This window comes from Burkholderia sp. BCC1996, assembly GCF_905339955.1.
In the GTDB taxonomy this organism is placed as follows: Bacteria; Pseudomonadota; Gammaproteobacteria; order Burkholderiales; family Burkholderiaceae; genus Burkholderia.
Map to the genome: position 1 here is coordinate 200,657 of NZ_CAJPHM010000010.1, position 24,656 is coordinate 225,312.

Here is a 24,656-nt window from a genome sequence, read left to right on the forward strand (position 1 = left end):
GCCGCAAAACGAAAGCCGCGATACGCGACCACGCGTATCGCGGCTTTTTTCATCGAACGGCGCGACGGCACCGGCCGCCGTGCCGTCCGTCGCGCTCATTGCGCGTCGATCAGCAACGCGTCGTGCTCGAACGAGCCGTCCGGCTGCACCGCGTAGTAGCCGTGCACCTCGTCGGGCGCATGCGCCCACAGCGCACGAATGCCCGCGACGCTGTCGGCCGGCGTGCGGATCCGCTCGACCCACGTTGCGAAATCGATCGGCAGGCGCCAGCGGCTCTGCACGTGCGCGTCGAACCCGGCGTCGCGGAACATCGCGAGCCATTCGTCGGCACGGTAGTCGCGCACGTGCGACGCATCGCGCAGCACTTCCGCGGCCTGCAGATACGTGTCGAGCAGCGGATGGTCGTTGCCCGCGATGTCGATCATCAGCACGCGGCCGCCGGGCTTCAGCACGCGGCGCACCTCGGCAAGCGCCGCGCGCACGTCGTGCCAGTGGTGCGCGCTCATCCGGCTGACCACCCAGTCGAAGGTGCCCGCGTCGAACGGCAGTTGCTCGGCCGGGCCCTGCTGCGTGCGGATGTTCGCGAGCCCGCGCGCGCGTGCGGCGGCATCGACGGTCGCGAGCATCGGCGCGGCGAGATCGTACGCGACCACGTCGCGCACGTGCGGAGCAACCGCGAAGCTCGCGTGGCCGGCGCCGCAGCCGAGATCGAGCACCGCGGCTTCGGGCGTCGCGCGCACGGCGTCGGCCAGCGCCTGCAGATCGGCACCCGTCGCGTGGACCGTGCTCGTCAGGTAGGCGGCGGCCGTCGTGCCGAATGCGTCGGCGACCTGGTCGTGGTGTTTCATCGTTCGCTCCTTCCTTGGGTGGGGTGCTCGCTGCCTGTCAGCGCGCGAATCGCTACAATAGGGCCGCGCTTGTACCAGTACAAGTTAAGCAGTTATTCTGGTATTTGTTACACCTGCCTGATCCTTGCCGCGCACTCAGCGCCCCTTTTCAGCCGTTTCCGCATGAACCAGCCGTCGTCCGCCCCCACCCCGCCCCTCGATGCGACGCCCGCCCGCGCGCTCGGCGAATTCATCCGCGCCCACCGCGAGCGGCTGTCGCCGCAGGCCGTCGGCCTGCCGCCCGGCCCGCGCCGCCGCACGCCGGGGCTGCGGCGCGAGGAAGTCGCGCAGCTGTGCGGCGTCAGCCCGACCTGGTACACGTGGATCGAGCAGGGCCGCCCGGTGTCGGCATCGGCCGATGCGCTCGCGCGGATCGCCGTCGCGCTGCAATTGTCGAAGGCCGAACGCGCGTACCTGTTCGAACTTGCCGCACAGCGCGATCCGGCCGAGCCCGACGTCGCGGCCGGCGACCTGCCGCCGACGCTCGCCGCCACCGTCGCCGCGATCGCCACGCCGGCGTACGTGCTCGACCGGCAATGGAACGCGCTCGCATGGAACGCGCCGGCCGCCGCGCTGTTCACGGGCTGGCTCGACGACGAGCACGACCGCAACCTGCTGCGCTTCACGTTCATGGCGCCGGCCGCGCGCACGCTGATCGTCGACTGGGAAACCCGCGCGCGCCGGCTCGCGGCCGAATTCCGCGCCGACTCGATCCGCCACCTCGCCGATGCGCCGACCCGCGCGCTGATCGACGCGCTGATGGCCGGCAGCGATGCGTTCGCGCAGTACTGGGCGTCGCAGGACGTGTTCGAGCGCGAAGGCGGCCTGCGCGAATTCGACCATCCGGCCGACGGCCGCCTCGTGTACCAGCAGATCACGCTGAAACCCGCGCACCGCGAGGACCTGAAGCTGGTCGTGCTCGTGCGCGATTGACGCGGCTCAGAAGCTGATCGTCGCGGTGATGGTGTCGCTGTAGTTGCCGGGTGCCGGTGTCACCTGTGCAGGTACGCGGCCGTATATCGCGATCGCCTGCGCGAATCCGCTGCCGGTTCCGGTCGCCATCGTCGTGCCGCCGGTGCCGTCGCCCCACGGCTGCGTGTGGCCGCTGTCCTGATAGAGCTGATAGGCGACCGAGCCGCCGCCCGTGCGCTGCATCGTGCGAGCGGTAACACTGCCGCTGGCGCCGCCGTTCAACGCGATCTGGAATGCATCGCCGTTCGTGCATCGCGCACTGATCGAGCCGCTCGCGGTCAGCGCCGACGCCAGCACGCCCGACGCCGGAAACGCAACGCCGGTCGCGCTGATGATGCAGTTGTTGATGACGGTGGCCGTGGCCGTAACGGTCATCGTGCCGGCCGTCGATTGCGACGCGCACGGCGTCGGCGACACGACGCCGAGCAGCGAAAAACTGTAGCTGTAAGCGGCCTGGTTGCCGCTGAAACTCTGCGAATAGACCGTGCTGGCATTGTTCACGGTCGGCACGGTGGGCTGGTTCGACGCAATGCGGCCGTAGATGGTCACGTTCGTACTCGCGGACGTGCCGAGCAGCGGCTTCGTCAACGAGACGGATATCGGCGTCGTGCCGGTGCTGACGGCGCCCCAGGGCTGCGCGTAACCCGAGTCCTGATACAGGTCGTACTGCATCTGGTTCGCCCCGTTGCTCAGGTAGCGCGGGCTCGTGCCGCCGAGGTTCACGCAAACGAGCACGCCGGTGTTCACGCTCAGCGCGTCCCACGTGCAGCTCACGGTCATCGTGCTGTTCGTCGTATAGGCCTGCTGCGTAATCGGGCTGACCGAGCCGAAGCTCGGCACCGGCGGCGTCACCGAACACGTGTCCGCGCGGGCCGGCAGCCACGGCATGCCGAGCAGCGCGGCCAGCAACAGGCACGATAGCGCGCGCATCCAGCGGCGCGTCGTGTCGACTCCTTGATCCGCCATGCATTCCCCCGAAATTGCCCGCCCGTTCGACCCGGCTTCCAGCCCGGGCAGTGCCCCCATGGTATCCGTCCGCGCAGCGATCATTCGCATTGTTGCTTGATCCATGTCAAAAGCGCCGATGGCATTCCGCGAGGAACCGCGGACAATGCACTCCGGATCGGCGTTTTCTCCAATGCGCGCGACCGAGTCCGTGGAGTAGTCTTGCACCAACGACAGAGCGGTAACGGCGACCGGCGACAGACCACGCGGCAGGCACTCCGCGGCCGGGCGACCCCATTAAACGGCAGGAGACAATCATAATGAACGATTCCCGACGTCGTGTTCTTTCAGCCATGCTCGCGGCCACCTTCGCATTCGCGCCCGCGCTGCAGCCCGTCACCGTTGCCGCAGTCTATTCGAACGGCACCGCCACCGCCCAGTTCAACGTCACGCTCACGATCCAGGCCAACTGCGCGATCTCCGCGAACCCGCTTGCATTCGGCACGTCCGGCGTGCTCACGTCGGCACTCAACCAGCAGACCACGGTCTCCGTCACCTGCTCGAACTCGACGCCATACAACATCGGACTCGACGCCGGCTCGGTCAGCGGCTCGACGGTCGCCAGCCGGCTGATGGGCGGGACGACGAGCGGCAATACCGGCACGACGGTCGGCTACCAGCTCTACCAGGACTCAGGCCACACGACGATCTGGGGCAACACGCAAGGCACCGACACGGTCGGCGGCACCGGCAACGGTTCCGCGCAACTGCTGAACGTGTACGGCCAGGTACCTACGCAAGCGACGCCGAAGCCGGACACCTATCAGGCCGCCGTCACCGCCACCGTCTACTTCTGACGCGCCGTGGCATCGTTCCCGCGCGCCCTGGTCGCGCTGTGCGTCGCGTCGGCGTGCGCGGCCGCATCCGCCGCCACGCTGCAGATCATGCCCGTGACGATCGACCTGCCGCCGTCGGCCGCCGCCGCGAGCATGACGCTCAGCAATCCGGGCGGACAGCCGATCTACGGCCAGGTCCGCGCCTATCGCTGGACGCAGGAAAACGGCGACGACGTGATGACGCCGACCGATGCGCTCGCCGCCTCGCCGCCGCTGCTGCAGATCGGCGCGAACGCCGAGCAGTTGATCCGGCTCGTGCGCACGGGGCGCGGCGCGCCGGCCGCCGAGGAAAGCTATCGCGTATTGATCGACGAACTGCCGTCGCCCGGTACGCCGGTCGAGAACGGCATCACGATCCGGCTGCGCTATTCGGTGCCCGTATTCGTCGAGCCCGAAGGCACCCGGGCAGCGCCGCGCCTCGACTGGCGCGTCGAGCGCGACGGGTCCGGCACGCGGCTCGCGGTCGCCAACCGCGGCGAACGCCGTGCGCAGATTGCCGCGGTTCGGCTCGTCGACGCGCGCGGCACCGTGCACGACGTCACGCGCGGCCTGCTCGGCTACGCGCTCGCGGGCAGCACGCGACGCTGGCCGCTCAAGCTGGATGCGGGCGCGGCGGGATTCGTCAGGATCCAGGCGACCGTCAACGCGCAGCCGGTCGAGGCCCGGCTGACATCGCCCTGATCCACGCCGGAGGATCGCACGACGTTGCCCGTTCCGACGACGAGCACGGCCCTCCGGGCTGCCTGCCCCGCGCGACATGCCCGGCCCGCCGCTGCTGCGCTTTCGCTGGCGTTTTCACTGGCACTCGCGCTGGCCGTGCACGCAGGCGCCGGATGCGCACAGACGGCGCCGCAGGCGGCAGCGGCAGCCGCGCCTGCGCCTGCTCAGGGCACACTGTTTCTCGACGTGTCGCTCAACGGTGAACCGACGCACCGGATCGCACGCTTCCAGCAAATCGACGGCCGGCTGTACGCGGCGTCCGCCGACCTGAACGACCTGGGCATCGCGACCGGCGACCGGGCGACCGCGCCGTCGAACACGCCCGTCGCGCTCGACACGCTCGCGGGGCTGCGCTACGACTACGACGCGGGCCGGCAGACGCTCGACCTGCGGGTGCCCGACGCGCTGCGCATCCCGCACACGTTCGATACGCGCGCACTGGCAGCCGCGCCGCCCGCCACCTCCGGCCGCGGCTTCGTGCTGAACTACGACGCCTACGCGCAGACCGTCGCCCATGCGCCGCTCGCGGTCTGGAGCGAGGCGCGCTATTTCGATCCGGCCGGCGTATTCAGCAGCACCGGCATCGCGTACCTGTACGACGACCGCCGGCGCTACGTGCGCTACGACACGTCGTGGAGCCACTCGAACCCCGGCACGCTCACGACGACCCAGATCGGCGACACGATTTCGTCGTCGTTGTCATGGACGCGCTCGCTGCGCCTCGGCGGCGTGCAGTGGCGCAGCAACTTCGGCCTGCGCCCCGACCTCGTCACGTTTCCGGTGCCTGCGCTGTCCGGCAGCGCGGTCGTGCCGACCTCGGTCGACCTGTACGTGAACAACGTGCGCCAGTTCAGCGGCGACGTGCCGAGCGGGCCGTTCGTGATCAACAGCGTGCCCGGGATCACCGGCGCAGGCAACGCGACGGTCGTCACGCGCGACGCGCTCGGCCGCTCGATCGCGACGTCCATTCCGCTGTACGTCGATACGCGCCTGCTCGCGCCCGGCCTCGCCAGCTATTCGGCGGAAGCCGGGTTCCTGCGCCGCGCCTATGGCGACGATTCGTTCGACTATGCGCGCACACCGGCGGCGAGCGGCTCGCTGCGCTACGGCATCAGCGAGCGGCTGACCGTCGAGGCGCATGCGGAAGCGACGGCGGGCGTCTACAACGCAGGTGCCGGCGCGCTCGCGCGCCTCGGCGAACGCGGCGTGGCGAATGCGTCGCTCGCGGTCAGCGCCCCGGGCCGCGCGGGCGTGCAGGCCGGCGTCGGCTACCAGTACGTGACGCCGCGCTTCTCGATCGATGCGCAGACGCTGCGCGCCTTCGGCGACTACAGCGACCTCGGCAGCCGCGAAGGCGTGCCGGTCTCGCGCGCCACCGACCGCGTCACGATCTCGTTCCCGTTCCTGCGCGCGCAGACCCTGTCGTTCAGCTATCTCGCCCTCAAGTATCCGGGCGTCGCCGCGTCGCGCATCGGCTCGATCGCATACCTGGTCAATCTCGGCGGGCTGACATCGATCACGTTCAGCGGCTTCCAGGACTTCCGGCAGCACGACGCACGCGGCTTCTTCGTGAGCCTGAGCGTCGGGCTCGGCGGCAACACGTCGGTCTCGGCGAACGCCGGGCGGCAGAACGGCGACTCCACCTACACGCTGAACGCGACACGGCCGCCCGACTACGGCGGCGGCGTCGGCTGGAACGTGCAGGCGGGCGCCAACGCGGGCATCCGCTACGCGCAGGGGCAACTGCAGTATCTCGGCCGCGCCGGCCAGGTCGCGCTGCTCGCGCAATCGTTCGACGGGCGCGGCAACGCGTCGGTCGACGTCACGGGCGCGCTCGTGCTGATGGACGGCCGGCTGATGACGGCGCGCCGCGTCGACGACGGTTTCGCGCTCGTCTCGACCGACACCGGGCGCGTCCCCGTGCTGCACCAGAACCGGCTGATCGGCGAGACGGACCGGGCCGGCTACCTGCTCGTGCCCGACCTGAATGCCTATCAGAGCAATCGCGTCGCGATCGACGGCACCGCGCTGCCCGCCGACGCACGGATCGCCGACACGACGCTCGACGTCGTGCCGCAGGCGCGCTCCGGCGTGCTCGCGCACTTCGCGGTGACCCGCTACAGCGCCGCGTCGATCGCGCTGCGCGCGCCGGACGGCACGCCGCTGCCGCCCGGGCTCGAGGTTCGCCACGTCGAAAGCGGCCAGCGCACGATCGTCGGCTATGACGGCCTGACCTTCGTCGACGGCCTCGTCGCGAACAATCACCTCGAAATCTCCGGCGACGGCCGCGACTGCGCCGTCGCGTTCGCGTATCGGCGCCCGGACGACGGCACGCTGCCGCGGATCGGACCGCTGACGTGCAGCGCCCCGTGAGCCGCGCCGGTTCGCGGCCGGCGCACGCGTCGGCCGCCCGCCCCGCGAATGCTAGAATTGCGGGATTCCCTCGGCGGCGCACGCCGCCCAACTCCCCTTCGAAGAATCGCCATGACGTCCCAACTGCACAAAAAGGGCGAGGCCTGGTCGGCCCGCTTCTCGGAACCGATGTCGGAGCTGGTCAAGCGCTACACGTCGTCGGTGTTTTTCGACAAGCGCCTCGCGCTCGTCGACATCGCCGGCTCGCTCGCGCACGCGAGCATGCTCGCGGCGCAGAAGATCATCAGCGCCGACGACCTCGCCGCGATCGAACGCGGGATGACGCAGATCAAGGGCGAGATCGAGCGCGGCGAATTCGAATGGCAGCTGGATCTCGAGGACGTCCACCTGAACATCGAGGCGCGCCTCACCGCGCTGATCGGCGACGCCGGCAAGCGCCTGCACACGGGCCGCTCGCGCAACGACCAGGTCGCGACCGACATCCGTCTGTGGCTGCGTGGCGAGATCGACCGCATCGGCGGCCTCCTGAACGACCTGCGTGGCGCGCTGATCGACCTCGCGGAGCAGAACGCGGACACGATCATGCCGGGCTTCACGCACCTGCAGGTCGCGCAGCCGGTCACGTTCGGCCACCACCTGCTCGCGTACGTCGAGATGTTCACGCGCGACGCCGAGCGCATGCGCGACTGCCGCACCCGCGTGAACCGCCTGCCGCTCGGCGCGGCCGCGCTCGCCGGCACCAGCTATCCGATCGACCGTCACGCGGTCGCGAAGACGCTCGGCTTCGACGGCATCTGCGCGAACTCGCTCGACGCGGTGTCGGATCGCGATTTCGCGATCGAATTCACGGCGGCATCCGCGCTCGTGATGACGCACGTGTCGCGCTTCTCCGAGGAACTCGTGCTGTGGATGAGCCCGCGCGTCGGCTTCATCGACATCGCCGACCGCTTCTGCACCGGCAGCTCGATCATGCCGCAGAAGAAGAACCCGGACGTGCCCGAGCTCGCGCGCGGCAAGACCGGCCGCGTGAACGGCCACCTGATGGCGCTCCTCACGCTGATGAAGGGCCAGCCGCTCGCGTACAACAAGGACAACCAGGAAGACAAGGAACCGCTGTTCGACACGGTCGACACCGTCGCCGACACGCTGCGGATCTTCGCCGAGATGGTCGCGGGCATCACGGTGAAGCCGGACGCGATGCGCGCGGCCGCGCTGCAGGGCTTCTCGACCGCCACCGACCTCGCCGACTACCTGGTGAAGCGCGGCCTGCCGTTCCGCGATGCGCACGAAGCCGTCGCGCACGCGGTGAAGATCTGCGACGACCGCGGCATCGACCTCGCCGACCTGACGCTCGACGAAATGAAGCAGGAACTGCCGAACGTCGCGCACCTGATCGGCGACGACGTGTTCGGCTACCTGACGCTCGAAGGGTCGGTCGCGAGCCGCAACCACCCAGGCGGCACCGCACCCGATCAGGTGCGTGCGGCGGTCAAGGCTGCCCGCGCCGCGCTCGGCAAGTAAGCACGCTGTCACGAGCGGACGCCTTCGGCGTCCGTTCTTCATTCGGGCGGCCGTCGCGCCGCCCGACGCCTTCCCCGCTGTTCCGTTTTCCCGTTTCCGGATACCGCCGATGACCTTCTCCGCCGCGCTCTTCGACATGGACGGCCTGCTCGTCGATTCCGAGCGGACCATCATGAACACGTGGATCGACGTGTCGAACGCGCATGGCGTCGTGCTGACCGAGATCGACTACCTGCAGATCGTCGGCCGCTCGTTCGCCGAAGGCCAGGTGATTCTCGCGCGGCTGATCGGCCACGCCGACACGTTCGACGCCGTGCGCATCCGCGTGCGCGAGCAACTCGCCGCGCCCGAACCCCATCCGAAGTTTCCGCTGAAGTCCGGCGCGCTGGCGTTGCTCGAGACGCTCGCGCAGGCCGGCATTCCGTGCGCGGTCGCGTCGTCGTCCGCGCGCGACGTGATTCGTGCGCGGCTCGACGCGGTCGGCGTACTGCCGTTTTTCCGCGCGATCGCGGGTGGCGACGAAGTCGCGCGCGGCAAGCCCGACCCGGCCGTGTACCGGCTCGCGGCCGAACGCCTCGGCGTGCCGGCGCACGCGTGCGTCGCGTTCGAGGACAGCGATTTCGGCGCGCAATCGGCCGCCGGCGCCGGTGCGTCGGTCGTCACCGTGCCCGACCTGAAGGCGCCGACGCCCGAGATCGTCGCGCTGAGCCTGCACGTGCTCGCGTCGCTCGACGATGCAGTCGCGCTCGTGCCGTCGTGGTTCGGGCGTCTGGACACGCAGCAGCCCGCGTAAGCGCCACGCGGCGCGCCACATGCAAACGGGCACCCGCGGGTGCCCGTTTTGCGTTGCCGCGCCGGATGACCGGCATCGCGGCGATCCTCAGTCGTTGCCGGCCGTCTCCGACAGCCGCTTCATCGTCGCGATGCGCGCGCCGATCAGGTCGACGCGACCGTCCTCGCCGACGAGCGGCGCAGTCGAATCGCGGAACGCCTCCCACGCGCGTTGCGCGCGCACGAGCGTCGCGGCCGAATGCGCAGGCATCTTGCGACGCAGCTTCTGGTAATAGCGGTTCAAGTCGAACAGCGCGTGCTCGCATGCGGCATCCTGCACGCACGGCCGCACGCGGCGGATCGCCGGATCGCGCGGCGCGTTCGCCGGCTTGCCGCCGGCTGCCGCGGCGGCGCTTGGCGCCGCGACCGCCCCGCCGCGGGTACCGCCCTGCGCACCGCTCGTGGCCGCCACCGGCACGGCGGCAGGCGGCGGTGCATAACGGTCGGCCGCCGCGCGCAGCGCCAACGCGCGATCGCGCACCGGCTGCAGCTGCATGTCGGCGCTCGACATCGCGTACGACGTGCCGCGCGTCGTGTCGTACACGGCCTTCAGCAGATGAATTTCATCCTTGCGCCACGTGACCCAGCGGCGCTGGCTGTCCTGCCAGCCGCGCTTCGCGTCGGCCGGCGCGTCGTTCGACAGGCGCTGGTACGCGCCGTCCATCACCGCCTGCCACTGCTGCTGCGCTTCGCCCATGCACTGGATCTGGCCGGCCGTCGACGACCGGTCGCGCCGCGCGAGACACTGCCGCATCGCGACGTCGATCGGGTCGGCCGCCGCCACTTCCGCATGCGCGACGTTCAGCCCCGCCGGCCCTGCCGACCAGCTCGCCCAGGCGACGAGCGCGGCCAGCGCCGCGCGCATCGTCCGGATTCGTCCCTGCGTCGCCATCAGTCGCGCACGCAGTCGACGAAGTACTCGACGCGCCCGTTCACCTCTTCCGCGACGAGGCCGTGGATGTCGGTGTGGAAGCCCGGGAAGCGTTCGTTGAAGTCGCGCGCGAACCGCAGGTAGTTCACGATCGTCTTGTTGAAGCGCTCGCCCGGGATCAGGAGCGGAATGCCCGGCGGGTACGGCGTGAGCAGGATGCTCGTCACGCGGCCTTCGAGCTCGTCGAGCGGCACGCGGTCGATCTTGCGGTGCGCGAGCTTCGCGAACGCGTCCGACGGCTTCATCGCCGGCTCCATGTCCGACAGGTACATCTCCGTCGTCAGGCGCGCGATGTCGTTCGCGCGGTACACGTCGTGGATCTGCGTGCACAGGTCGCGCAGGCCGACACGCTCGTAGCGCGGATGCTGCGCGACGAATTCCGGCAGCACGCGCCACAGCGGCTGGTTGTTGTCGTAGTCGTCCTTGAACTGCTGCAGCTCGGTCACCATCGAGTTCCAGCGGCCCTTCGTGATGCCGATCGTGAACATGATGAAGAACGAGTACAGGCCGGTCTTCTCGACGATGATCCCGTGCTCGGCCAGGTACTTCGTGACGATCGCGGCCGGGATGCCCGTCTCGCCGAACTCGCCGTCGACGTCGAGCCCCGGCGTGATGATCGTCGCCTTGATCGGGTCGAGCATGTTGAAGCCTTCCGCCAGCGGGCCGAAGCCGTGCCAGTGGTCGTTCGGCTTCAGCATCCAGTCGTCGCGCGAGCCGATGCCTTCTTCCGACAGGTCGTCCGGACCCCACACGCTGAAGAACCAGTCGTCGCCGTATTCGGCGTCGACCTTGCGCATCGCGCGGCGGAAGTCGATCGCCTCGGCGATCGATTCCTCGACGAGCGCGGTGCCGCCCGGCGGCTCCATCATCGCGGCCGCGACGTCGCACGACGCGATGATCGCGTACTGCGGGCTCGTCGACGTGTGCATCAGGTACGCCTCGTTGAAGCGGTGCTTGTCGAACGTGCGGTTCTCGGAATCCTGCACGACGATCTGCGACGCCTGCGAGATGCCGGCGAGCAGCTTGTGCGTCGAGTGCGTCGCGAACACGAGCGCGCCCGTGCGCGGGCGGCCGTCGCCGATCGCGTGCATGTCGCGGTAGAAGTCGTGGAACGTCGCGTGCGGCAGCCACGCTTCGTCGAAGTGCAACGTGTCGAGCAGGTCGCCGAGCAGGTCCTTGATCATCTCGACGTTGTAGACGACACCGTCGTACGTGCTCTGCGTGATCGTCAGGATGCGCGGCTTCATGTCCGGGTTCTGGCGCATCGCCTCGCGCGCGAACGGGTTCGCCTCGATCTTCCGGCGGATGTTCTCCGGCTTGAATTCGTCGCGCGGGATCGGCCCGATGATGCCGAAGTGGTTGCGCGTCGGCGTGAGGAACACGGGGATCGCGCCCGTCATCGTGATCGCGTGCAGGATCGACTTGTGGCAGTTGCGGTCGACCAGCACGATGTCGCCGGGTGCGACCGTCGCGTGCCAGACGATCTTGTTCGACGTCGACGTGCCGTTGGTCACGAAGAACAGGTGGTCCGCGCTGAAGATGCGCGCCGCATTGCGCTCGGACGCCGCGACCGGGCCCGTGTGATCGAGCAGCTGGCCGAGCTCGTCGACCGCGTTGCAGACGTCGGCGCGCAGCATGTTCTCGCCGAAGAACTGATGGAACATCTGGCCGAGCGGGTTCTTCAGGAACGCGACGCCGCCCGAGTGGCCCGGGCAGTGCCACGAGTACGAGCCTTCGTCCGCGTACTTCACCAGTTCCTTGAAGAACGGCGGCGCGAGCGAGTCGAGATAGACCTTCGCCTCGCGGATGATGTGGCGCGCGACGAACTCCGGCGTGTCCTCGAACATGTGAATGAAGCCGTGCAGTTCGCGCAGGATGTCGTTTGGCAGATGCCGCGACGTGCGCGTCTCGCCGTACAGGAAGATCGGGATGTCCGCGTTGCGGCGACGCACTTCGGTGACGAACGCGCGCAGCTCGATGATCGCGGTCGCGAGCTCGGGCAGTTCGCCGTCCGGGCCCGTTTCGCCGAGCATGAGTTCGTCGTCGTCGATCGACAGGATGAAGCACGACGCGCGGCTCGATTGCTGCGCGAACGACGTCAGATCGCCGTAGCTCGTGAGGCCGAGGACTTCGACGCCCTCCTTCTCGATCGCTTCGGCCAACGCCCGGATGCCGGAGCCCGAGATGTTCTCGGAGCGGAAATCTTCGTCGATGATGACGACGGGGAAACGAAACTTCATGGGCGATTCTCCAAAAAGAACGACCGCGGCGCGTCACGCGCAGCGGTCACCCGGAAACTGGTGAGACGTTATGCAACCAGATCAGGTTTTCGGCAGCGTGACACCGCGCTGACCCTGATACTTGCCGCCGCGATCGGCGTACGACACGTCGCACACTTCGTCGCTTTCGAAGAACAGCACCTGCGCGACACCTTCGTTCGCGTAGATCTTCGCGGGCAGCGGCGTGGTATTCGAGAATTCCAGCGTGACGTAGCCTTCCCACTCGGGTTCGAACGGCGTCACGTTGACGATGATCCCGCAGCGCGCGTAGGTCGACTTGCCGAGGCAGACGGTGAGCACGGTGCGCGGGATGCGGAAATATTCGACGGTGCGGGCCAGCGCGAACGAGTTCGGCGGGATGATGCACACGTCGCCCTTGAAATCGACAAACGAACCCTCGTCGAAGTTCTTCGGATCGACGATCGTCGAGTTGATGTTCGTGAAGATCTTGAATTCGTCCGCGCAGCGGATGTCGTAGCCGTAGCTCGACGTGCCGTAGCTGACGATCCGGCGGCCGTCCTCGGACGCGCGGACCTGATCGGGCACGAACGGCTCGATCATCTTGTGTTCTTCGGCCATGCGCCGAATCCACTTGTCGGACTTGATGCTCATGCCAGCCTCCGCCGGGCCGTCCCAAGAAGGCTGGCCGTCCCCGCGGGGGACAGCGAACGAAGTGAGCGTTGGGGTCGTTTCATATCGGGGCGCCAGGAAACGCTGCGTGACAGTCAGGAAGGGTCGCTCGCGACGCGGCGACCCGGAAAGGCGCACATTTTACGCGATCATCGGCTCGCGTACGCGGCGGCCGTCAACGGATCACGCCACAGGCGAGGGCGGGTCCCGCGCCATGCTGCGGAAACGCCGGATCGCTCGGCTCGCGGTGCACCAGCGCCGCGCGGTTCAGCGCGGAGCGCACGCCATCGAGGGCCAGATCGGGCGCGACGATGAAACCGGCGGCGACGCCGTTCGCATCCGCATGGATGTTGCCGAGATCGCCGGCGACGCGCGCGCCCGCGCGCAGCCGGTCGGCGGCCGGCGCGAACACCTGGCCGGCGCTCGAGCCGTCGCCCGCGTTGCAGTCGCCGCGCTCGTGCACCTGCAGCGCGTGATCGCTGTTCGGCGGCAGGCCGGCCAGGTTGTACGTGACCTGGACGCCATCCGGGCGTTCGACGAACGTCACCGCGCCGCGCGCCTGCGAGCCGACGGTCGGCTGCAACTGCGCGTCGGCACGCTTTTCGTGCGACGAGGAAAAAGAGGTACAGCCGGCCAGCAGGCCCAGCGCGGCGGCGGCCAGCAGCGCGCGCCGCGCGCGGCCGGCGCGCACGCCGTGATGTCGTTGGTTCATTCGATCCTCATGCCGGCTGGCGGCCGTTCGACACGGCGGCCATGCCGGGCGGGTAAAGGGACCCGGGAAAAGTCGCCATGATACCGCGCCTCGCGGCGCCGTAAACAGCGTGAGGCCCCGCCCCGCAAGGGTTTTACGTATTTTGAACAACGATCGACGGGAACTTCGACGTCATGTCGCGTGCGCGCTCGGCGATCGCCAGCGCGACCCCGCGCGCGATGTCGCGATAGCGCCGCGCCAGCGCGCCGTCCGGTTCGGCCGCGACCGTCGGCGTGCCGCTGTCGGCGCGCTCGCGGATCGCGATGTCGAGCGGCAGGCTGCCGAGCACGGTCACGCCGTAGTCCTGCGCCATCCGCTCGGCACCGCCCGCGCCGAAGATGTGCTCTTCGTGGCCGCAGTTCGAGCACACGTGGATGCTCATGTTCTCGACGATACCGAGGATCGGAATCCCGACCTTCTCGAACATCTTCAGGCCCTTCTTCGCGTCGAGCAGCGCGATGTCCTGCGGGGTCGTCACGATCACGGCGCCGGTCACCGGCACGCGCTGCGCGAGCGTGAGCTGGATGTCGCCCGTGCCCGGCGGCATGTCGACGATCAGGTAGTCGAGCTCGCGCCAGTTGGTCTGTCGCAACAGCTGCTCGAGCGCCGACGTCGCCATCGGGCCGCGCCACACCATCGGGTTGTCTTCCTCGATCAGGAAGCCGATCGAGTTCGCCTGCAGCCCGTGGCCGACCAGCGGGTTCATCGACTGGTTGTCGGGCGACTCGGGCCGCTGGCCGTGAATGCCGAGCATGGTCGGCAGCGACGGACCGTAGATGTCGGCGTCGAGAATGCCGACCGACGCGCCTTCCGCGGCGAGCGCGAGCGCGAGGTTGACGGCCGTCGTGCTCTTGCCGACGCCGCCCTTGCCCGACGCGACCGCGACGATGTTCTTCACGTTCGGCAGCAGCTTCACGCCGCGCTGCACCGTGTGCGCGACGATCTCCTGCGACACGGCGACGCGTGCGTCGCGCACGCCCGGCACGGCCTTCAGCGCAGCGGCGATGCGCGCGCGCACGTCGTCGTCCTGGCTGCGCGCGGGATAGCCGAGCACCACGTCGACCGCCACGGCGTCGCCGTCGATCGCGACGTTGCGCACGCCCTTGTTCGCCGCGTAAGGACGGCCCGTATTGGGGTCGACGACAGCCGCCAATGCGGCGTCGACTTGTGCCCGGTCAATGCTCATCGAAACTCCGTGAAAACGTTTTTCTCTCGCGCAAACGTCAAGAAATATCAAATAACGCTGCGAAAATCGGGAAAAGTGAAAGAATCTGTTGCACGCCATTGCGCGAACGCGCGCGGCGGAGCAATCTTCGCGTGCGGCATGCTATGGGGCCAAATCGGCCACGAACCGCCTATATTGTAGAGGCTGACGCATCACCCTGTCCGGAACAGCCACGCTGGCGAACTGGGCATGCAGCCGCCTCGGCGGCTGCCGCGGGCACGGGCCTGCCCACCTTTTTCGGGCGTCCGTGCCGGGAGCCGTAACTGTTGTTTGTCGTCGTTGTCGACTCGTTCAACCAAGAGAGGAATTCAAGATGAACATGAAAATCGCGACTCGCCTGTCCGTCTTCGCCTTGGCCGGCGCACTGCTGGCAGGCTGCGCCACGCAGCAAGGCAACAACACGGCCGTCGGGACCGGCACCGGCGCAGCGCTGGGCGCAGGCATCGGCGCGCTGGCCGGCGGCGGCAAGGGCGCGGCGATCGGCGCGGGCGTCGGCGCACTGGTCGGCGGCGTGACGGGTTACAACTGGCAGGCGATCAAGAACAAGCTCGCGCCGTCGGCAGCCAAGACGGGCACGCAGGTGACCGAGCAGCCGGACGGCTCGCTGAAGCTGAACGTGCCGAGCTCGGTGACGTTCGCGACCAACCAGTACGCGATCACGCCGGCCTTCACGCCGCTGCTGAACGACCTGGCGACGACGCTGAACCAGAACCCGCAAGTGACGGCATCGGTCGTCGGCTACACGGACAGCACGGGTTCGCAGCAGCTGAACCAGACGCTGTCGCAGAACCGTGCGCAGAGCGTCGTCAACGCGCTGGTGCAGCGTGGCGTCGCCGGCGGTCGCCTGGCGGCACAGGGCATGGGCCCGTCGAACCCGATCGCGGACAACGCGACCGAAGCCGGACGCGCACAAAACCGCCGCGTCGAGATCTACCTGCGCGCAGCCCAGCAGTAAGCATCGTCGCGAGAGGAAACGGGGTCGCGCGCCGGGCGCGCGGCCCCGCCGCACAAGGCTTCCCGCGGGCTCCGTAACAAATCGAAAAAAATTTCGAACTTCTGTCGCGACCCGCGGTCTGTCTTTACGGTACGCGGCTGGCGCTGCCGGCGCGTCACCATTCTCCTCTTGTCGTTGTTGCTCCGGGGCCGAATTCGCCCCGGTTTTTTTTGCCCGGAATTCGCCTGCTGCATCGCAGCATCGCACCGCCTGGCACGCCGCCGCCGCGGCCCCGCCCCTTCCGGCGCCCGATCCACGGCGCCCGCGCCGGCTGACCTGCCCGCGCCCCTGCTAGAATCGCAGTTTCCGTCGTTTCCGCCGTTCTTCTACAGACCCTATGTCCGCATCCGACCTCACTTCCGTGCAGGCTGCGGCGCCGCAAGGCAGCCGCCAGATCCTCGTTACGTCCGCACTGCCCTATGCCAACGGCCAGATCCACATCGGCCACCTGGTCGAGTACATCCAGACCGACATCTGGGTGCGGACGCTGCGAATGCACGGTCACGAGGTCTACTACATCGGCGCCGACGACACGCACGGCACGCCGGTCATGCTGCGCGCGGAGAAGGAAGGCCTGACGCCGAAGCAGCTGATCGAGCGCGTGTGGACCGAGCACAAGCGCGACTTCGACAGCTTCGGCGTGTCGTTCGACAACTTCTACTCGACCGACTCGGACGAGAACCGCGTGCTGAGCGAGAAGATCTACCTCGCGCTGAAGGAAAACGACCTGATCGCCGAGCGCGAGATCGAACAGGCGTACGACCCGGTCAAGGAAATGTTCCTGCCGGACCGCTTCATCAAGGGCGAATGCCCGAAGTGCCACGCGAAGGACCAGTACGGCGACAACTGCGAAGTGTGCGGCTCGACCTACCTGCCGACCGAACTGCTGAACCCGTACTCGGTCGTGTCCGGTGCGACGCCGGTGCGCAAGACGTCGACGCACTACTTCTTCCGCCTGTCGGACCCGCGCTGCGAGTCGTTCCTGCGCGAATGGGTCAGCGGCCTCGCACAGCCCGAAGCGACCAACAAGATGCGCGAATGGCTCGGCGACGCCGGCGAGGCCAAGCTCGCCGACTGGGACATCTCGCGCGACGCGCCGTACTTCGGCTTCGAGATCCCGGGCGCGCCCGGCAAGTACTTCTACGTGTGGCTCGACGCGCCGGTCGGCTACTACGCGAGCTTCAAGAACCTGTGCGACCGCAACGGCATCGACTTCGATGCGTGGATCCGCCCGGGCACGAAGGCCGAGCAGTACCACTTCATCGGCAAGGACATCCTGTATTTCCACACGCTGTTCTGGCCGGCGATGCTCGAGTTCTCGGGCCATCGCACGCCGACCAACGTGTTCGCGCACGGCTTCCTGACGGTCGACGGCGCGAAGATGTCGAAGTCGCGCGGCACGTTCATCACCGCGCAGAGCTACATCGACACGGGCCTGAACCCGGAATGGCTGCGCTACTACTTCGCCGCGAAGCTGAACGCGACGATGGAAGACATCGACTTGAACCTCGACGATTTCCAGGCGCGCGTGAACAGCGACCTCGTCGGCAAGTACGTGAACATCGCGAGCCGCGCGGCCGGCTTCCTGCTCAAGCGTTTCGACGGCCGCGTGCAGGACAGCGCGATGAACCATCCGCTCGTCGCGACGCTGCGCGATGCGATTCCGGTGATCGCCGCGCACTATGAAGCGCGCGAATACAGCCGCGCGCTGCGCCAGACGATGGAGCTCGCGGACGAAGTGAACGCGTACGTCGACGGCGCGAAGCCGTGGGAACTCGCGAAGGATCCGGCCAATGCGGTCGCGCTGCACGAAACCTGCAGCGTGAGCCTCGAGGCGTTCCGCCTGCTGTCGCTCGCGCTGAAGCCGGTGATGCCGCGCGTGGCCGAAGCCGTCGAGGCCTTCTTCGGGATCGCGCCGCTCACGTGGGCCGACGCCGCGAAGCCGCTGTCGTCCGCGCAGCCGATCAAGGCGTACCAGCACCTGATGACGCGGGTCGATCCGAAGCAGATCGACGCGCTGCTCGCCGCGAACCGCGATTCGCTGCAGGCCGAGGCCGCCGGCGCCGCTGCCGCGGGGGCAACCGCCGCCAACGCCGCGAAGGACGCGAAAAACGCGAAGGCGAACGCGAAGGTGGCTGCGGCGAACGGCGCCGACGACGGTCCGATCTCGATCGACGATTTCGCGAAGATCGACCTGCGCATCGCGAAGATCGTCGCGTGCCAGGCCGTCGAGGGCTCCGACAAGCTGCTGCAGCTCACGCTCGATGTCGGCGAGGAAAAGACCCGCAACGTGTTCTCGGGCATCAAGTCCGCGTACCAGCCCGAGCAGCTCGTCGGCAAGCTGACGGTGATGGTCGCGAACCTCGCGCCGCGCAAGATGAAGTTCGGGCTGTCCGAAGGGATGGTGCTCGCCGCGTCGGCGGCCGACGAGAAGGCCGAGCCGGGCCTCTACATCCTCGAGCCGCACAGCGGCGCGAAGCCCGGCATGCGCGTGAAGTAAGCCGCACGCGCCGCTGCTTGCACGAGAAGCCCCGCACCACGTGCGGGGCTTTTTCATGGGCGGCAGCGAGCGGCGCTGCGGCCGGTGGTTGCAGGTCGGCGTGACGCTCGCCGCTGCGCGGGCAGGCTTCGGCGCGTGCGCACGCGCGAACCGGGGCGCCGGCGCGCGTGGCCGACCGGCCGGGCGCCCGCTTCGTCACCGCTGGCCGAACCAGCGATCGAAACGCCGCGTGTAGTTCAGGTCGACGCCCTGGAACGTGCCGCCGTACGCGGACACCGACCAGAAGCGCGTCAGGTTGATCGTCGCCTTGAACGCGTTGCTCGCCGATTGCAGCCCTTGCTCGTAACCGAGCACGAAGCGCTCGTTGATCGCCTTCGAGATCTGCACGACCTGCGCATCGGTCAGGCCGACGTCGCTGCGGCCGATCGAGAATTCGTCGAGACCGATGCTCTGCGCGACGCGCTTGCCGGTCGCGCTGCCAAGCAGCCCGAGCGCGGCCGTCATCGCGTTCTGCTGGCCGACGTTGTTGCCTTGGTCGGTGCCGTGCCCGAACAGCAGCCACGACAGCTTTTCGTTGTCGGTGACGTTCGGCTCGGACACGAGCTTGACCGTCGGCGACTGGATCGTGCCGGTGACCTGCACGCCGGCCTCGACCTCCTGGTTGCGCCGCATCGCGAGGATGTTCACGCCCGGATTCGACACCGGACCGTTGAACGTGAAGAAGCCGTTCTCGACCGCGAGCTTGCGGCCGAACGACGTATACGTCGAGCCTTCCGTCACGCGCACGTTGCCGACCGCGCGCAGCGGCACGCCCGGCGCGCTCATCACGGTGATCGTGCCGCGCAGGCCGAGATCCGCGCCGTGGCCCTTGAAGCGGAAGTTGTTGCCGAGCCCGATGTCGATGTTCGCGCGCGGCGCGAGCGACGGCGCCGGCTTGTCCTCGACCTTCTGCGGCTTCGCGACCGCCGTACCGGTCTGCACGTCGCCGCGCACCGTGCCGTCCGGGCGCACGATCACGACGTCGTCGGACAGGTGCGGCGCCGACTCCTCCGGCAGGTCGAACAGCGCGCGGTCGACGACGAACTTGCCGTCGATCGACAGTGCGCCGCGCGGCCCGTCGTTCGCGACGGTCGCCTTGCCCGACAGCGACAGCTTGCGATCCGGCGCCGCGAACAGCTCGAGCTTGTCCGCGACGATGCTCGCGGTCAGGTCGGGCGCCTCACCGTCGAGACGTACGCGGCCGATCGCGCGCAGCGTGCCGTCGCCGCCGTGGAACTCGACCTGCTGGAATTCGACGAGGTTCTCCGCGAGCTTCACGCGCACGATGCCGTCCTTCAGCTGCACGCCCTGATCGACGAGCGTCGCGGACAGGTCGTCGCCGGTCAGCATCCCCGACACGTTCGGCTTCACCGGCGTGCCCGCGACCGTCAGCTTCAACGCCGCGCGCCCGCCGAGCAGGTAGCTCGGCCCGAACAGGTTGCCGGTCGCCTTCAGCGACGGAATGTCGGCGTCGATGCGGCCCGACAGCGGGCCGTCGTCGACGACGCCGAACACGCCGTCGCGCAGCGCGAACGGCACGGTGACGTTCGCGTCGAGCGTGCCGACCCGGTTCGCCTTCGCGAGCGCCACCACGTTGAGCCGGTTGCCGGGCGCAAAGCTCGCGCGCGCGGACAGGTCGGTCAGCCCGAGCGACGCGATACCGCGCCCGGTCTCGATCGTCACGTCGCCGCCGCGCCGCTTCACCTGCACGTAGCCCGTCGCGTTCGCGCCGAGCGAGAAATCCCAGTCGGCATCGAGCACGACGTCGGTGCGCACCGGCGGCCGCTGGCCCGTCAGTTCCTGGCGGATCTCGAGGAAACGGGCGACCGATGCATCGCGCACGGCGCCCGCCGAGCGCATCTGGCCGTGGTCGAACACGAACGACTTCAGGTCGATCGCCGCGCCTTCGAGCGTGAGCCGCGTCGCGCCGAGCGTCACGCGGCCGGCGCCGGCCGACACCGCAAGCGGCGCCTGCAGCGCCACCGCCGGCGTGCCGCGATTCGCGAGGCGCGTGACGGTGCCGTCCCAGCGCGTTCCGTCGCGGCTCTCGACCACGCCGCCGTTCGCCGCGAGCGTCAGGTCGATCACGCGGCCGCCGGCCGTCCCCATCGCCGACGCGTCGAGCGTGTGCTTCGCGCGCGTGCCGTCGAGGTTCGCGCGCAGCGATTTCAGTTGCAGCGAACCGAGTGCGATGTCGGTCGCGTCGGCCGTGAATACGAGCGCGCCGTGCGCGCCGTCGCGGATGTCGGCGCGCCCCTGCGCGGCACCGATCCGGTTCGAGCCGACCACGACGTGCTGGGCCTTGTACGTGGCCGTGACGTTCGGATGCGCGAAGCTGCCGGTCAGCTCGCCCTGCGCCTGCACGAGCCCCTGCACGCCGAAGCCGAGCCGGTCGAGCTCCGGCGCGTCGACGACGAAGCGCAGCCGGTCGCCCGGCGCGCCGAAACTGCCGCGCAGGTCGACGTGGTTGCCCGCGATCGACAGCGTCGCATTGCTCGGCAGGATCCGCGAGCCGGCGAACTGCACGACGCCCGCGCCGGTCAGCGGCACGCCGTCGTACAGGCTGTCGCCGAGCTTGAAGGTCGCCTTCGTCGATACCTGCGGCGCGAACGCGCCGGATGCCGTCAGCGTGCCCGATACGCGCGTCTCGCCGCGCCTCGCGGGCGCCTTGGCCGCGGCGGCGGTTTTGGTCGCTGTTTTGGCCACTTTTGCCGCCGGCTTGCCGCTACCGGCCTTCGGCGCGCCCATCGCCGCGAGCAGCAGCGGATCGAACGCGGTCAGCGTCGCCTTCGCGTCGTAGCTCGAATGCGCGTCGTGACGGAACACGCCGGTCAGGTCGATACGGCCCTTGCCCGCCGTCACGCGTGCATCGGTCAGCACCGTCTGCTGCGGCGTCAGCGCGACCTTCGCACGCGCGCCGAGCGCGAGCTTCGGATCGTTCAGGTCGAAGTCGACGGTCGTCACGTCGCCGGCGAGCGTCACGCCGAGCGGCCCGCCCAGGCGCATCGGCCGCAACTCGGCAACGAAGGCGTTCAGGTCGAGATTCGCGACCTTCAGGTCGAAGCGGCCCTTGCCGCCCGTCAGCGTGCCGTTGCCGGTCACGCTGCCGTCGCGGATCAGTTGCAGCGCGAGGCCGTCGATTCGCTGCGCGTGCGCGTCGAGATTGACGATCGCATGCGCGTCGACGACCGGCAGCAGGTGCTCGCCGAGCGTGCCGGGCTTCGCGTTGACGATCGACACGGGGCCGGTCACCGCGAACCCCTTCGCCGGGGCAGTGCCGGCCGGCGCTGTCACGGGCGCCAGCTCCGCGCGCACCGCGAGATCGGCGGCCGGCGCGCCCGGCGCGATCGCCTGCGGGTTCACGTGATCGAACGCGAGCGACGCGCGCGTGAGCGGCACCGTGCCGAACGGCGCGGCCTCGACGTGCGCGCGCCCGTTCAGCTTCATCCCGCTCGCGGTCACGTCGGCGACGAGCGCGTCGAGCGAACCCGATACGTTCGCGCTCGCGTTGACCGCTTCGTTGGCCAGCTTGCCCACGTAGGTCGCATTGCCCGTCAGCGCGAACGGCTTCACGCCGTCGAGCTTCGCGCGCGCGGTCAGCGCGCCGTACGGCGTGTCGACGCCGTCGAGTGCGAGTTCATGGTGACGGCCGTCGCTGCGGCCGTTCAGCGCGAGATGGTCGAGCTGCGTCGTCGATGCGCCTTCGTGGATCGCCAGGTGGTCGACACGCAGGTCGTCGATCCGCAACTGCAGCGGCAGGCTCAGGTCCTGCGGCGTCGCGGCCGGCTTCGACGGCCCCGGCACGATCCGCACGTCGACCGTGCCCGCGCGCAGGTAAGCGACCGACAGCCGCCACGGCGCGCGGGTCAGCCCCCAGCGGCCGTCGAGCCGGTCGATCCGCACTTCGGTGCTCGTGCCGCCGGGGCTCGTCCACGCGAAGCCGCGCAGCCGCACGCCGGTCGCGAGCGCGCCGCCGTCCAGCGTGCCCGCCAGCCGGCCGCCGAGTACGCGCACGGCCGTCTGCCACGCGAGCCGCGTGCCGCGCTCGGTCGTCGCCGCGGCCAGCACGAGCCCGGCCGCCAGCACGACGAGCAGCACGGCCGTCACGAGCGTCCACGCGACGATCCGGCCCGCACGCGCACGCCGCAGCCCGCGCGGCGGCGCACCGGGCGCGCGCTCGGGCGAGTCCGGATCGTTCGGCGGCGGCGTGTCGTTCGGGTCCTTCGTCATGCGGTTCGTGGCTCGTGCAACAAGGTCAGAAGGCGATGCCGAGCGTCAGGTACGGGCGCACGCTGTGGTTGCGCAGTCCGTACGCGACGTCGACGTTGATCGGGCCGACGGGGCTGCGCCAGCGCGCGCCGATGCCGACGCCCGGGTAGAACACGCGCTCGCCCCACGCATCGGTCGCGGTGCCGATGTCGAAGAAGGTCGCGGCGCCCCAGTCGCGGTTGAACCAGTGCTGGTATTCGGCGGTGCCCGTCATCAGGTACTTGGTCGGCAGCACCGAGCCGGCGACGCTGTTGCCGATGCTCTGGTAACCGTAGCCGCGCACCGAGTTCGAGCCGCCCGCGCGGAACAGCAGCGATGCCGGCACGCCGGTCGAGCTGCCGCTCGTGAACACGCCGCCGAGCTCCGCGCGGAACACGAACAGGTCGCGCTTGCCGACCGGCACGTACTGCTGGCCGCGCGCGTAACCGCGGATGAAGGTCTGGTCGGTCAACACGCCCTTGATCGCGAAGCCGGCCTCCGCGTGGATCAGGTTGCCCGAGCGCGGGAACAGCGGATCGTCGACGTTGCGGCGCGTCCATGCCCACTGCGGCACCAGCGCGCGGCTCGTGGTCGGGCCGGCGCCGTTCTGGTCGAGCCGGTCCTGGTAGAACATCAGCGAGTACGCGTAGTCGATGAACTGGCCGGTGCGCGTGCGCTGCACGCCGACCCGCGCGCTGTAGATGCGCGTGTCCGACACGTTGGTGTTCGTGTACGACGCGAGCACGCTGTTGGTCCACCCTTTCGCGCCGGGCGGCATCGACAGCTGGACCTGGCCGTACTGCTGGATCTGGTCGAGCCGGCCCGACACGGTGAACGGCCACGCGGCGCCGAACGTGTCGAGATACGTGTAGGAGCCCTGCACGTGCGGGCCCGTATCGGTCGCGTAGCCGACGCCGCCGCGAATGTTGTTGTACGGGAACTCGCTGACCTTCACGTGCACGGGCGTACGCTCGGGCTTCGACGTATCGTCGCCGACGTCGATCGCGACGCTCGCGTAGTACGGCGTGTTCTGCAGTTGCCGCTGCAGCTCGGTGATCCGCTGCACGTCGTAGATCTCGCCTTCCGACAGCGGATTGACGTTCGTGACGATCTTCTCCGGGTAGCGGCGCACGCCGTCGACATCGACCTTGCCGATCGTGAATGTCGGGCCGCTGTCGAACGTGACGGCCAGCGTCGCGCGCTGCGTGCGCGGGTCGATGCGCGCCTCCGACGACGCGATCTTCGCGCCCAGGTAGCGGCGCGCCTGCAATTGCCTGAGCGCCGCGCCCTTCGCGACGTCCCAGTCCGATTGCGTGAATGGGTCGCCCGGCTTCAGCGAGAACGCGAAGCGGGTCGCGGCCTCCTGCTTCGGATCCTCGGTGCCGACCGGGCCCTTGAACGTCAGGTCGACCGTCGACACGACGGTCTGCGGCCCCGGATCGACGGCGACGCGCACGTCACGCTTGCCGTCGCGCGTGCGCACGTCGGTGCGCACGACCGGCGAAAAATAGCCGGCCGTCGCGGTCAGGTCGCGCACCTGCTGCGGTGTCGCGGTCACGAGGAAGTCGAACTGGTCGTCGCTGATGTCGTCGCGCTTCGCGAAGCGCGCGATGTCGAGATGGGTCTTGAGTAGCTTGCGGATCGAGCGCGGCGCGTCGATGTCGACGTCGTACTTCGCGTAGGCCGGCAGCACGACGAACGCGGCGAGACAGCCGACGAGGGCTGCCCGGACCGCCGCACCGGCGCCGCGCCGCGCGCGACGACCGGGGTGTCGGGCCGCGCGCGGGCTCGCCTCATGCGTCGTGTGTGCTTGCTGGTTCGCGTGACCCGCCAAATATGACCTCACCCTCGGTTGTCGTGATTCCGTGGAAAACCCTGTATTTGACCACAGGGCGGCGGCCCTGCCCGCGCGGG

Annotated in this window: 17 protein-coding genes; 8 read left to right on the forward strand and 9 right to left on the reverse strand. The window is 69.1% G+C overall.

Annotation, left to right across the window (positions count from 1 at the left end):
- Positions 1-95 precede the first annotated feature (95 nt).
- A complete protein-coding gene (locus tag U4Z64_RS17130) occupies positions 96-848 on the reverse strand; it encodes a class I SAM-dependent methyltransferase (protein ID WP_321820544.1) in 753 nt (250 codons plus the stop codon).
- Positions 849-1,010: 162 nt separating this feature from the next.
- Here U4Z64_RS17130 and U4Z64_RS17135 point away from each other — a divergent pair, with 162 nt between their 5' ends.
- Positions 1,011-1,820, forward strand: coding sequence for a helix-turn-helix transcriptional regulator (locus tag U4Z64_RS17135; RefSeq protein WP_044847729.1), 810 nt, complete (start codon positions 1,011-1,013; stop codon positions 1,818-1,820).
- Between the two features lie 6 nt (positions 1,821-1,826).
- On the opposite strand, the gene U4Z64_RS17140 is transcribed toward U4Z64_RS17135, so the two are convergent.
- The gene (locus tag U4Z64_RS17140) at positions 1,827-2,825 is read right to left on the reverse strand and encodes a spore coat U domain-containing protein (protein WP_321820545.1); all 999 of its coding nucleotides are present in this window, start codon (positions 2,823-2,825) and stop codon (positions 1,827-1,829) included.
- Between the two features lie 299 nt (positions 2,826-3,124).
- Here U4Z64_RS17140 and U4Z64_RS17145 point away from each other — a divergent pair, with 299 nt between their 5' ends.
- From U4Z64_RS17145 to U4Z64_RS17165, 5 genes are all read left to right on the forward strand, one after another.
- Positions 3,125-3,661, forward strand: coding sequence for a spore coat U domain-containing protein (locus U4Z64_RS17145; RefSeq protein ID WP_321802881.1), 537 nt, complete (start codon positions 3,125-3,127; stop codon positions 3,659-3,661).
- A gap of 6 nt (positions 3,662-3,667) precedes the next feature.
- The gene (locus U4Z64_RS17150) at positions 3,668-4,381 is read left to right on the forward strand and encodes a molecular chaperone (RefSeq protein ID WP_321820546.1); all 714 of its coding nucleotides are present in this window, start codon (positions 3,668-3,670) and stop codon (positions 4,379-4,381) included.
- Positions 4,382-4,405: 24 nt separating this feature from the next.
- On the forward strand, positions 4,406-6,793 hold the full coding sequence (locus tag U4Z64_RS17155; RefSeq protein ID WP_321820547.1) for a fimbria/pilus outer membrane usher protein: 2,388 nt from the start codon (positions 4,406-4,408) through the stop codon (positions 6,791-6,793).
- A gap of 111 nt (positions 6,794-6,904) precedes the next feature.
- Positions 6,905-8,314 carry an argininosuccinate lyase gene (gene argH / locus U4Z64_RS17160; RefSeq protein WP_044847728.1) on the forward strand — a complete coding sequence of 470 codons (1,410 nt, stop codon included), beginning with the start codon at positions 6,905-6,907 and terminating at the stop codon, positions 8,312-8,314.
- Between the two features lie 109 nt (positions 8,315-8,423).
- Positions 8,424-9,107 (forward strand): HAD family hydrolase, encoded by a 684-nt coding sequence (locus U4Z64_RS17165; protein ID WP_044847727.1) that lies wholly within the window; start codon positions 8,424-8,426, stop codon positions 9,105-9,107.
- A gap of 87 nt (positions 9,108-9,194) precedes the next feature.
- Here the strand turns inward: U4Z64_RS17165 and U4Z64_RS17170 are convergent, their stop codons facing one another.
- From U4Z64_RS17170 to apbC, 5 genes are all read right to left on the reverse strand, one after another.
- The gene (locus tag U4Z64_RS17170) at positions 9,195-10,037 is read right to left on the reverse strand and encodes a lysozyme inhibitor LprI family protein (RefSeq protein ID WP_321811942.1); all 843 of its coding nucleotides are present in this window, start codon (positions 10,035-10,037) and stop codon (positions 9,195-9,197) included.
- Complete coding sequence (locus U4Z64_RS17175) at positions 10,037-12,316, reverse strand: arginine/lysine/ornithine decarboxylase (RefSeq protein WP_044847725.1); 2,280 nt, start codon at positions 12,314-12,316, stop codon at positions 10,037-10,039. The genes U4Z64_RS17170 and U4Z64_RS17175 overlap by 1 nt, the downstream gene beginning before the upstream one ends.
- An 81-nt stretch (positions 12,317-12,397) precedes the next feature.
- A complete protein-coding gene (dcd, locus tag U4Z64_RS17180; protein WP_006398615.1) occupies positions 12,398-12,967 on the reverse strand; it encodes a dCTP deaminase in 570 nt (189 codons plus the stop codon).
- Positions 12,968-13,160: 193 nt separating this feature from the next.
- Positions 13,161-13,697 carry a superoxide dismutase [Cu-Zn] gene (gene sodC, locus U4Z64_RS17185; RefSeq protein ID WP_321802870.1) on the reverse strand — a complete coding sequence of 179 codons (537 nt, stop codon included), beginning with the start codon at positions 13,695-13,697 and terminating at the stop codon, positions 13,161-13,163.
- A gap of 133 nt (positions 13,698-13,830) precedes the next feature.
- Positions 13,831-14,922: an iron-sulfur cluster carrier protein ApbC gene (gene apbC, locus U4Z64_RS17190; protein WP_321820548.1), complete on the reverse strand. Its 1,092-nt coding sequence runs from the start codon at positions 14,920-14,922 to the stop codon at positions 13,831-13,833.
- 352 nt (positions 14,923-15,274) lie between these two features.
- Here apbC and U4Z64_RS17195 point away from each other — a divergent pair, with 352 nt between their 5' ends.
- Together U4Z64_RS17195 and metG are read left to right on the forward strand one after the other, a co-directional pair.
- Positions 15,275-15,916 (forward strand): OmpA family protein, encoded by a 642-nt coding sequence (locus U4Z64_RS17195; RefSeq protein ID WP_044847722.1) that lies wholly within the window; start codon positions 15,275-15,277, stop codon positions 15,914-15,916.
- A 376-nt stretch (positions 15,917-16,292) separates the two neighbouring features.
- Positions 16,293-18,455 (forward strand): methionine--tRNA ligase, encoded by a 2,163-nt coding sequence (gene metG / locus U4Z64_RS17200; protein ID WP_321820549.1) that lies wholly within the window; start codon positions 16,293-16,295, stop codon positions 18,453-18,455.
- A 195-nt stretch (positions 18,456-18,650) separates the two neighbouring features.
- Here the strand turns inward: metG and U4Z64_RS17205 are convergent, their stop codons facing one another.
- Together U4Z64_RS17205 and U4Z64_RS17210 are read right to left on the reverse strand one after the other, a co-directional pair.
- A complete protein-coding gene (locus U4Z64_RS17205) occupies positions 18,651-22,724 on the reverse strand; it encodes a translocation/assembly module TamB domain-containing protein (RefSeq protein ID WP_321820550.1) in 4,074 nt (1,357 codons plus the stop codon).
- A gap of 25 nt (positions 22,725-22,749) precedes the next feature.
- A complete protein-coding gene (locus U4Z64_RS17210; RefSeq protein ID WP_044849218.1) occupies positions 22,750-24,576 on the reverse strand; it encodes an autotransporter assembly complex protein TamA in 1,827 nt (608 codons plus the stop codon).
- Between the last annotated feature and the right edge of the window lie 80 nt (positions 24,577-24,656).

Coding starts and splice junctions, on each gene's coding strand:
- U4Z64_RS17130 (WP_321820544.1), bottom strand. CDS start 848: ATGAAACACCACGACCAGGTCGCCGACGCATTCGGCACGACGGCCGCC.
- U4Z64_RS17135 (WP_044847729.1), top strand. CDS start 1,011: ATGAACCAGCCGTCGTCCGCCCCCACCCCGCCCCTCGATGCGACGCCC.
- U4Z64_RS17140 (WP_321820545.1), bottom strand. CDS start 2,825: ATGGCGGATCAAGGAGTCGACACGACGCGCCGCTGGATGCGCGCGCTA.
- U4Z64_RS17145 (WP_321802881.1), top strand. CDS start 3,125: ATGAACGATTCCCGACGTCGTGTTCTTTCAGCCATGCTCGCGGCCACC.
- argH (WP_044847728.1), top strand. CDS start 6,905: ATGACGTCCCAACTGCACAAAAAGGGCGAGGCCTGGTCGGCCCGCTTC.
- U4Z64_RS17165 (WP_044847727.1), top strand. CDS start 8,424: ATGACCTTCTCCGCCGCGCTCTTCGACATGGACGGCCTGCTCGTCGAT.
- U4Z64_RS17170 (WP_321811942.1), bottom strand. CDS start 10,037: ATGGCGACGCAGGGACGAATCCGGACGATGCGCGCGGCGCTGGCCGCG.
- U4Z64_RS17175 (WP_044847725.1), bottom strand. CDS start 12,316: ATGAAGTTTCGTTTCCCCGTCGTCATCATCGACGAAGATTTCCGCTCC.
- dcd (WP_006398615.1), bottom strand. CDS start 12,967: ATGAGCATCAAGTCCGACAAGTGGATTCGGCGCATGGCCGAAGAACAC.
- sodC (WP_321802870.1), bottom strand. CDS start 13,697: ATGAACCAACGACATCACGGCGTGCGCGCCGGCCGCGCGCGGCGCGCG.
- apbC (WP_321820548.1), bottom strand. CDS start 14,922: ATGAGCATTGACCGGGCACAAGTCGACGCCGCATTGGCGGCTGTCGTC.
- U4Z64_RS17195 (WP_044847722.1), top strand. CDS start 15,275: ATGAACATGAAAATCGCGACTCGCCTGTCCGTCTTCGCCTTGGCCGGC.
- metG (WP_321820549.1), top strand. CDS start 16,293: ATGTCCGCATCCGACCTCACTTCCGTGCAGGCTGCGGCGCCGCAAGGC.
- U4Z64_RS17205 (WP_321820550.1), bottom strand. CDS start 22,724: ATGACGAAGGACCCGAACGACACGCCGCCGCCGAACGATCCGGACTCG.